8 protein-coding genes and 1 pseudogene are annotated in these 8,249 nt (G+C 67.2%); all 9 read right to left on the reverse strand.

All coding sequences use genetic code 11. From position 1 onward, the window contains the following. Positions 1-62: 62 nt before the first annotated feature. The gene (locus tag I0Q12_RS02315; protein ID WP_231609857.1) at positions 63-1,019 is read right to left on the reverse strand and encodes an MlaD family protein; all 957 of its coding nucleotides are present in this window, start codon (positions 1,017-1,019) and stop codon (positions 63-65) included. Then, a complete protein-coding gene (locus I0Q12_RS02320) occupies positions 1,019-2,011 on the reverse strand; it encodes an MlaD family protein (protein ID WP_197250415.1) in 993 nt (330 codons plus the stop codon). Before I0Q12_RS02320 ends, I0Q12_RS02315 begins: the two co-directional genes overlap by 1 nt. Then, positions 2,008-3,093, reverse strand: a complete 1,086-nt coding sequence (locus tag I0Q12_RS02325) for an MlaD family protein (protein WP_197250416.1) — start codon at positions 3,091-3,093, stop codon at positions 2,008-2,010. Before I0Q12_RS02325 ends, I0Q12_RS02320 begins: the two co-directional genes overlap by 4 nt. A gap of 61 nt (positions 3,094-3,154) precedes the next feature. After that, positions 3,155-4,156, reverse strand: a complete 1,002-nt coding sequence (locus I0Q12_RS02330; protein ID WP_231609858.1) for an MlaD family protein — start codon at positions 4,154-4,156, stop codon at positions 3,155-3,157. After that, on the reverse strand, positions 4,153-5,166 hold the full coding sequence (locus I0Q12_RS02335) for an MlaD family protein (protein ID WP_197250418.1): 1,014 nt from the start codon (positions 5,164-5,166) through the stop codon (positions 4,153-4,155). The genes I0Q12_RS02330 and I0Q12_RS02335 overlap by 4 nt, the downstream gene beginning before the upstream one ends. Beyond that, positions 5,163-6,239 carry an Mce family protein gene (locus I0Q12_RS02340; protein WP_231609859.1) on the reverse strand — a complete coding sequence of 359 codons (1,077 nt, stop codon included), beginning with the start codon at positions 6,237-6,239 and terminating at the stop codon, positions 5,163-5,165. The genes I0Q12_RS02335 and I0Q12_RS02340 overlap by 4 nt, the downstream gene beginning before the upstream one ends. 10 nt (positions 6,240-6,249) lie before the next feature. Further along, complete coding sequence (locus tag I0Q12_RS02345; protein WP_197250419.1) at positions 6,250-7,128, reverse strand: ABC transporter permease; 879 nt, start codon at positions 7,126-7,128, stop codon at positions 6,250-6,252. After that, positions 7,128-7,943 carry an ABC transporter permease gene (locus I0Q12_RS02350; RefSeq protein ID WP_197250422.1) on the reverse strand — a complete coding sequence of 272 codons (816 nt, stop codon included), beginning with the start codon at positions 7,941-7,943 and terminating at the stop codon, positions 7,128-7,130. Before I0Q12_RS02350 ends, I0Q12_RS02345 begins: the two co-directional genes overlap by 1 nt. A gap of 41 nt (positions 7,944-7,984) precedes the next feature. Continuing rightward, a pseudogene (locus tag I0Q12_RS02355) lies at positions 7,985-8,249 on the reverse strand (ABC transporter ATP-binding protein); the annotation flags it as partial.

Below are 8,249 nucleotides of genomic sequence, written 5' to 3' on the forward strand. Positions count from 1 at the left end.
GGGTGGTGACGTTCATCGTGTTCCTCGTCTGTCGTGGCTGGCCGGGATGGGGAGGGGGACAGTCAGTTGCCGGGCATCTCCAATTTCAGGGTGAAGGCGTCCCCGGATTCGGTGGAGGTGAGGACGTTGTTCATCAGGGTGCCGATGTCCATGCTGCGGATGCTGTTCGCGGCTTCGGACACCGCGGGCAGGAGGTTGACGCCGATGGTTTGGAGGTCGGGCGCGGTGGCGTCGAGGAACTTCTGCAGTTCGCCGATGAACGGGCTCGCGCCGTACTTGATGCCGGCGTTGAGGGGGCCGCGGTCGGAGGCGAAGCGAATACCGGCGAGCAGATCCTTGAAACCACTACCGAATTCGGCAACACGGGGTTCGGTGGCGCGCATCCCCTCGGGAATGGTTCCACTGTCGAGCAGCAGAGGCTGGACGGTGCGGAGCAACGTGGTGAACGTGTCGGAGTTCTGCGTGATCGTCGCTGCCATGAGTTCCCCCGACCGCTCGAGGTTGCCGTAGACGCGCTGGTCGTCGGGCAGCGCGATGTCGAGGGTGCGGAAGATCTCGCGGACCCCGTCGGGCTCGACCTGCGTGAGCAGATTGGTGAGCCGCTCGGACAGCTCCTCGAACGTCGTGGGCACGACCACCTGGTCCGACGCCAGCACGGCGCCGTCCTCGAGGGCCGGTCCGCCATCGGAACCAGGTGACACGGCGAGGAACGGTTCACCGAGGGCCGAGAGGTTGTCGAGGCGGACGGTGCTGTCCGCGGCGATCGGGGTGTTCCGGTCGTACTTCCACGACACGGTGACGGCATCGGCCGACGCCGTGATGTCGGTAACCTCACCGATATCTATGCCGCGCAGCAATACTCGCGATCCGACGACGAGCCCGTTGGTGTCGGGCACCTCGACCTGCGCGGTGTAGACGTCCTCCATGAGCCCGGTGCGCAGACCCTGCTGGCTCATGTATCCGAAGGACAGGGCCGCGATGACGGCCATGCCGCCGAGGGACAGTACGGTTCGCCGCATCACTTCACAGCTCCCAAAATTCGCAGGATGTTCTCGGCGTCGGACACGAGCTGGTCACCGTTCGTCGAGTCGACCGCGACGACGTCGACGGCCGGGTGCTGCGCGAACGGGATCAGCGTGGTCCGCAGGAAGTTGGACAGGTCCACCGCAGCCGACGGGGTGCCCCGGGAGATGTCGGTGGTGTCGGCGAGCGACTCGAACATCGGGATCAGCCACAGTCCGCCCTCGTAGAGGCTGCCGACCGACGGGAGGATCTGACCGATGTGCGAGACGACGTCGACGGCAAGGCGACGCCAGTAGTGCACGGTCTCCGCGTCGAAGATCGTTTCGAGCGACTCCGCATTGTTGTTCAAAGTAGTTGCAGTGTCGTCCAACCCGTTGAGCATGCGGTCGATCTCGGCGGTGCGCCCGCCGAGGTCGTCGAGGTCGACGGCGACGGTCGATGCGAGGCGCTGGATCTCGGGCACGTCCGGCATGACGGAGTTGACGCGACCCATCACCTCTTCGATGCGGCGGATGCTGCCGCCGTTGATGAACGTCGCGAGGACGGCCATCGTGTCCTCGAGCTGGGGTGGCGAGGTGGTGCGTTCGGTGGGGACGGTCGCGCCGTCGCGGAGGTACTCCCCCGTCTTGCCCTGCGGGTCCCGCACGAGCGCGACGTAGGTGTCGCCGAGCAGGGTGTTCTGGCGGACGATCGCCTTGATACTCGCCGGCACGCGCGTGTCGGAGCGGATCCCGGCCGTCACGGCGACGCTGTCGTCCTGGAGGGCAACCTCGCGGACCTCGCCGACGCGGACGCCGTCCATGATGACGTCGGCGCCGGACGGCAGGTTCATGACGCTGGCGAATTCGATCGAGATCTCGTAGCCGTCGCCGATGCCGCCGCGCACGGACGGCAGGTCCTCGGGGCGCAGCGAACACGCCGAGGCGACGAGGATGAGGGCCAGCGCCGTGACGGTCCGGATTCCGCGCCGGATCGTGGTCGAGGTCATCGCACCGCTCCGTTCAGGTCGAGCAGACCGAGCAGGCCCTCTTCGGTGACCTTCTCGCCCGAGCCTGCACTGCGGCAGCTTCCCGGGCTCAGCGATTCGAGGAGAGCGCAGAGCCGTTCGGCTTCTTCGTCTTTCAGAGCGATCGCGGGCGGGGTGAACCCTGCCGTCAGCGGCCCGGACTGTGCGGTCTGCTGGTCCACGGCTCCCTTCAGGGTGGGCACGGTGGAGACGAGGTCGCCGATGTCGCCGGAGCGGGCCGCGGCGAGGGCTATCGCATCGGTCGCCTGGCCGTGCACGAACGGCCAGATCTCGTCGCCCTGCTCGACGACGTCCAGAACAGGTACGGCGACGAGCCATCCGATGCCGACGCAGACGTCGATCGTTCCGGGCCACAGGTCGATGCCGGCGTCGACGACGTCGGGCATGTTCGTGACGATGTTCTTGATCGCCGCCCACTGGGCGAGGGCGTCCTCGGTCAGCGGGGCCATGTTGTCGATGGACGAGCCGATGTCCGCGACGAACCGGTCGGGGTTCTCCATCGCGCTCGCGGCGTGTTCCATCATCGCCCGCGCGTTCGGTCCCTGGCCTCGCAGCGACTCGTTCAATCCGGTCACGGCCATCTCGATGGTGTCCTCACCACCCTCCGGCGAGAGCGCCTCGATGAAGTCCGCGGCCGATCCGACGACCTCGGAGATCGTCTTCGGTGTGTGGCTGTTCCGGAGCGGAATGCACGATCCGGGTTCGAGGGTCGGCCCCGACTCGTAGTTCCCGACGAGTTCGAGGCTGCGGTCCGCGAGGATCGACTTCGACCGCGTCACGGCCTGGACGTCGGCCGGGAACAGACGTCCGCCGTCGGTCGTGAAGACGACCTCGACGTGATCGCCCTTCGACACCACCGAGTCGACCTTGCCGACCGGAAAACCCATCTGCGTGACGGGGTTTCCCGGGTAGAGGCCGATGCCGTCGGGCATCTCGGCGCACAGGGTCTCGGACGGTGCCCCGGTGTCGTTCGCCTGGGCGTGGGTGACGGCGACGCCGCACGACGACGCGATCGCGGTGGTGGTCAGCGCGATGATCGTCATTCTGGTCGTTCTCTTCACAACAACCTGCCGTTCGTGTCAAGACGGAATGTCGAGGGCTGCATCAGCATTGGCGTCCCGGTACAGGGACACAGATGTCCGAGGCCATCAGGGTGCCGCCGCCGATCTCGGCGATGCCGGTGGGCGTGAGCCAGTTCGCGAGCTGATCGCGGGTTGCGGCCAGTGCGTCGATCGACGGCCCGAACTCCGCGTTGAACTGCTCGATCATGCCGCGGATCTGTGCGATGCCGGCCGCCACCTCTTCGCGGTGGTCGAGGTAGTACTCCTCGTAGGGCGCGACCGTCATCAGGACGTGGCCGAGCAGCCGGTACGCCTCGTTGAAGCCCGCGTGGGTGGTGTTGTAGGTGGCGAACACGATGTCGATCTCGCGGATCAGGTCGAACACCATCTGGCGGCTCGCGTTGAACGTCGTGAGGTACTCCGAGGCGAGGCTCGCGACGGTGTGGACCTGGGCGCGCTGGTGGTCCATGACGCGCGCGACCGCGCTCATTCCGGCGATCACCGATTCGACGGAGCCCGGGTTCTTGTTGAGGGCCTCCGCGACCTGCGCGAGGTTGGCGTCGATCAGCTCAGCCTCGACGTTGTCGGTGACGTTGGGGGCCGCCTGCAGCACGTCGCCGATGGAGTACGGGACGGTGACCTGCGCGGCGGGGAGGGTGGAGTCGCCGAGCGGAACCTCACCGAGGGGAACGAGCGTCACCGCGTAGCCGCCGACGGGGGTGAGCATACGGACCTCGACGCGGGTGTCGGTGCCGACCTCGAGGTCGTCCTCTACCTCGGCGGTGACGCGGACCGAGGTGTCGCCGAGTTGCATGTCGGACACCTTGCCGACGGACACACCCGCGACACGCACGTCCTGCCCCACCGAGATGGCCGACACGTCGGTCGTCTCGAACGAAATCGTCTTCCGTCCGGGCGGATTCGTGTACAGGACCGCGGCGGCGACGAGACCCAGGACGACGAGAGCCGCGACGCCCGCGCCGATCCGGAGATCGTTGTCGAACCACGCCGCGATGCGGCCCGATCCGAATCGTCCCTTGCTCATGACGCGCTGCATACGACGACCTCACTACCGTTGAGAAGAACCTGGACATCGGTCGGCAACTGGGCGAGACCGTGGGTGCAGCCCGCTCCCGCTCCGGCGGGCAGACTCGCCGGCAACTGCAGGCCGGCGACCGCCGGGGGCAGCAACCGGATGGCGTCCGCGGCTTCCTCCAGCGACGTGAATGCGTCGGCGACCATCGCGTCGACGTCCGCGCCCGGCGCGAGCCCGTAGGCGTCGAGCAGTCGCTTGACGGGGGTCAGGAACTGGGGACCGTAGGACGCGGTCTTCGGGAACTCGTCGAGAACGGTCATGGCCTTTCCGATCGGGAAGCTCACGGAGCGAAGGAATTCGACGACGCCGTCGGAGCGGCCGCCCATGCTGTCCGCGATCCGGGCGAGATTGTCGGCGAGGGTGGACAGGACCTGCTCGCGGTCGGCGGCGAGGTCGGCGAGCTTCTGCGCGTCGTCCATCATCGGGGCGAGACCGCTGCCGTCGCCCTGGAGCAGCGAGATCGCGTTCTCGGCGAACCGGTTGATGTCCTCGGTGCTCATCGTGGCGAGCACCGGCTGGAGGCCGTTGAACAGCTCGGTGATGTCGAACGACGGCCGGGTCCGTTCGAGCGCGACGTGATCCACCGGAGTGCCGGACCCGGATCCGAAGTCGACGTCGATGTACCGCACGCCGGTCAGGTTCTGGTACTTGACCGCCAGGGTGGTGTCGTCGGTGAGGGTGTAGGGCTCCTCCATCGTGAACCGCACCTCGGCGATGGTGCTGCCGTCGCGGCGGTGCAGATCGATGGATTCGACCTTCCCGATGCGGACGCCTCGCGTGCGGATGTCGCCGTTGGATCCGAGACCGGACACGTCGGAGAATTCCGCGGTGTAGCTGCGGGTGGCGCCGTCGACGGGACTGCGCATCGCGCTTATGACCAGACCGAACAGCATCACCGAGATGACCGCCGCGATCACGAGTTTGACGATGGTCGCGATGTAGGTGCCACGGGTCGTCATCGCTCGCCTCCTTCCGAGGCCGGTGCCGCTCCGAGTCCGAGGGGCGCTGTGAACGAGGGGAAACCGTCGACGAGGATGCGCAGGCGCAGGCGCTGTCCGTCGGGGGTGTCGACGAAGGTCGAGTCGAGGCGCCGCACGATCTCGCGGGCCGCGGCCGGAGTCATACCGCCGTTGACGAGGTGCGGGAAGACGTCCGAGGCCACGACCACCGTGTCGATCAACGGGGTGAGTTCACCGCCGTGCGACGCCAGCAGGGCGCCGGCCTGACCGAACAGCTGGTTCGCGGCGAGCGTCAGACCCGCGTTCGCTTCGTCGAACACCGCATCGTCGACGCCGATCGAGCCGTCCGCGAGGTGGTTGTAGTTGCTGTCGTAGATGGCCATGAGGGACGCGATCGCCTGCTCGCTGAATCCGGGCATCGCCTCGAGGATGTCGTTGAAGTGTGCGATCTGGACGGTCGGGAGTTCCTGCTGGGTGTCGGCGACGTGATCGGCGACCTCGACGCCGGTGTCGATCCACGGCGTCAGTCCGTCGAGGTAGTGGACGGTCTTGTCGAGCGACGAGATCATGTCGTCGGTCAGGGTGCCGTCGATGGTCAGCGAGCCCTGCTCGATCATCGTCGACATCGTGTAGTCGCCCTGTGGTTCACGTGCGAGTTCCATCCCGGAGGCGATCGGGTTGCCACCCGGCTGCGCGACGAGGTTCACCGCGGACGTGCCGAAGTAGTTCTCGGGCCGGAAGTCGAGTTCGAACCGGTCGGTGAGTCCGCCGACCTGCTCCTCGTCGAGGACCAGGTGCATCCTCACCGATTCGGTGTCCGTGCGTTCGAGTTCGGTGACGGTTCCGACGGACCGGCCGCGCAACACGACTTTCGTTCCTTCCGTGACACCCGGTCCGACGTAGGCGACGTCGACTGCGACGTCGATTCCCTTCGGGGCGGACCACTTCGGGTACATCGTCGCGCCGACGGTGGCTGCGACCCCGAGTACCGCGAGGGTGGCCATTCCGGTCGTTGCCAGCCTCCGCGACTGCTCTGCCGCTGTTCCGCGCAGGAAGTCCTGGCTTCTCGACATGTTCGTTTCCTCATCCCTTGAAGACAAGTTCGGGGCTCAGGCCCCAGATGATCACCGTCATCACGAAGTTCAGGACGACGATGGCGACCAGGCTCGCGCGGATCGCGCGTCCCGACGCCGAGCCGACACCCGCCGGCCCGCCCGACGCGAAATACCCGTAGTAGCAGTGGATCATCGTGACGACGGCACAGAAGATCAGGGCTTTGGCGACCGACGCGGCCAGATCCGGAACGTTGAGGAACTGGCCGAAGTAGTGGTCGTAGGTGCCGCTCGGCTGGTCGTGGAAGTTCTTGACCACAAGACCACCGGTGATGAAGCTGACGACGAGCGCCATGAGGTAGCCGGGCAGGACCACGAGCATGCTGCCGATCAGGCGGGGTCCGACGACGAACGGGATCGCCTGCAGGCCGATCGATTCGGTGGCGTCGATCTCCTCGGAGATGCGCATGGACCCGATCTCGGCGGTCATCCGGCAACCGGCCTGGGCCGCGAAGCCGATACCGGTGATGATCGGCGCGATGACGCGCACGTTGCCGAACGAGCCGATGATGCCGGTCAGGGCGCCGAAGCCGAGCAGGTCGAAGGCCATGAACGCCTGGATGGCGACGACCGCGCCGACTGCGATACCGAGGAAGAACATCAGGCTGATGACACCGCCGTCGACGACGAGCGACCCGTTGCCCCAGGCCATGTTGTTCATCGTCGCGAGGGTCTGCTTGCGGTAGTGCTTGACGGTCTTCGGGAGCAGGTAGACGGTGCGGGCCGTGAACAGCACGATCTGGCCGAGTTCCTCGACTGCTCCCCTGGCGCGTCGGGTCACCGCGCCGAGGCGTGCCGAGACCGGCGTGTGCTTGCGAATCCCGCGATGCGCGGGTGTTCCGGTCGTCATCACGCGAGCCTTGCCGGGAAGAACATCAGCTGGAGCTGGCTGACGACGAGGTTCGCGATGAAGATGCAGAACACGCTCAGCACGACGGAAGCGTTGACGGCGTTGGCGACGCCGGTCGGTCCGCCCTTGGCCTCGAGGCCGCGCAGGCCGGCGATGAGCACGACCATCGCGGCGAAGATCACCGATTTGAGGACCGAGAATGCGAGGTCGGTGGGGGTGGCGAAGGCACCGAAGGACTGCCAGAAGCTGCCCGGCACAACGTCGTTGACGTTGGCAGAGATGGTCAGGCCGGCGGCGACACCGGCGGCGATGATGACGATGCACAGCATCGGGGCGATCGCGATCATCGCGAGGAAGCGGGGAACGACGAGGCGCTGGACAGGATCGATGCCCATGACGCGGATCGCCTCGATCTCCTCGCGGATGGATCGCGCGCCGAGATCGGATGCGATCGCCGAGGCGGCCGCGCCGCTCATGAGGAGACCGGCGGCCATCGGCGCACCCTGACCGACGACGCCGAGGCCGCTGGCCGCGCCCGCGAGGGAGTTGGCACCGACCTGGTTCATGATGCCGCCGACCTGGACCGAGACCTCGGCGCCGATCGGGACGGCCATCAGGAGCGCCGGCAGCGCGGTGACCTTGAGGAGGATCCACATCTGCTCGATGACCTCGCGCAGGGGAAGCTTCATCGCGATGGTGTCGGTGACGCAGTAGCGCAGGACGTTTCCGCCCAGGCGGGCCGACCGCCCGATCGTCGCGAGGGACGCGGCGGGCTTGCTCGTGAGGTACTTCGCGACGCGCGACAGGCCCGACATCCCCCGCTTCTTTTCCGCCGGGGGTGCGATGGCGGGTGCGCTCATCGGACGACCACCGCCGGGATCTCTTCGGTGGGGGCGTCGAAGTCCCGGTACTCGGCGTATGCCGGCTCGGCTCCGAGGCTTTCGCGGATCGCGTGCTGCGCTGCCTCGGGCAGCGTGTGCAGGATCGAGCGGACACGGTCCTGGCGGCGCGCCACGGCGCGGCGTTCGGGCATTCCCGGCGTGGCCTGCATCTGCGGCACGATGCCCTCGACGTCGTCGACACCACCGGCATGATGCCCGGCGTCGACGAGCGCCTGCTCG

The organism is Rhodococcus sp. CX (genome assembly GCF_015865005.1).
Lineage (GTDB): Bacteria > Actinomycetota > Actinomycetes > Mycobacteriales > Mycobacteriaceae > Rhodococcus.

Coding starts and splice junctions, on each gene's coding strand:
- I0Q12_RS02315 (WP_231609857.1), bottom strand. CDS start 1,019: ATGCGGCGAACCGTACTGTCCCTCGGCGGCATGGCCGTCATCGCGGCC.
- I0Q12_RS02320 (WP_197250415.1), bottom strand. CDS start 2,011: ATGACCTCGACCACGATCCGGCGCGGAATCCGGACCGTCACGGCGCTG.
- I0Q12_RS02325 (WP_197250416.1), bottom strand. CDS start 3,093: ATGACGATCATCGCGCTGACCACCACCGCGATCGCGTCGTCGTGCGGC.
- I0Q12_RS02330 (WP_231609858.1), bottom strand. CDS start 4,156: ATGAGCAAGGGACGATTCGGATCGGGCCGCATCGCGGCGTGGTTCGAC.
- I0Q12_RS02335 (WP_197250418.1), bottom strand. CDS start 5,166: ATGACGACCCGTGGCACCTACATCGCGACCATCGTCAAACTCGTGATC.
- I0Q12_RS02340 (WP_231609859.1), bottom strand. CDS start 6,239: ATGTCGAGAAGCCAGGACTTCCTGCGCGGAACAGCGGCAGAGCAGTCG.
- I0Q12_RS02345 (WP_197250419.1), bottom strand. CDS start 7,128: ATGACGACCGGAACACCCGCGCATCGCGGGATTCGCAAGCACACGCCG.
- I0Q12_RS02350 (WP_197250422.1), bottom strand. CDS start 7,943: ATGTCGGGCCTGTCGCGCGTCGCGAAGTACCTCACGAGCAAGCCCGCC.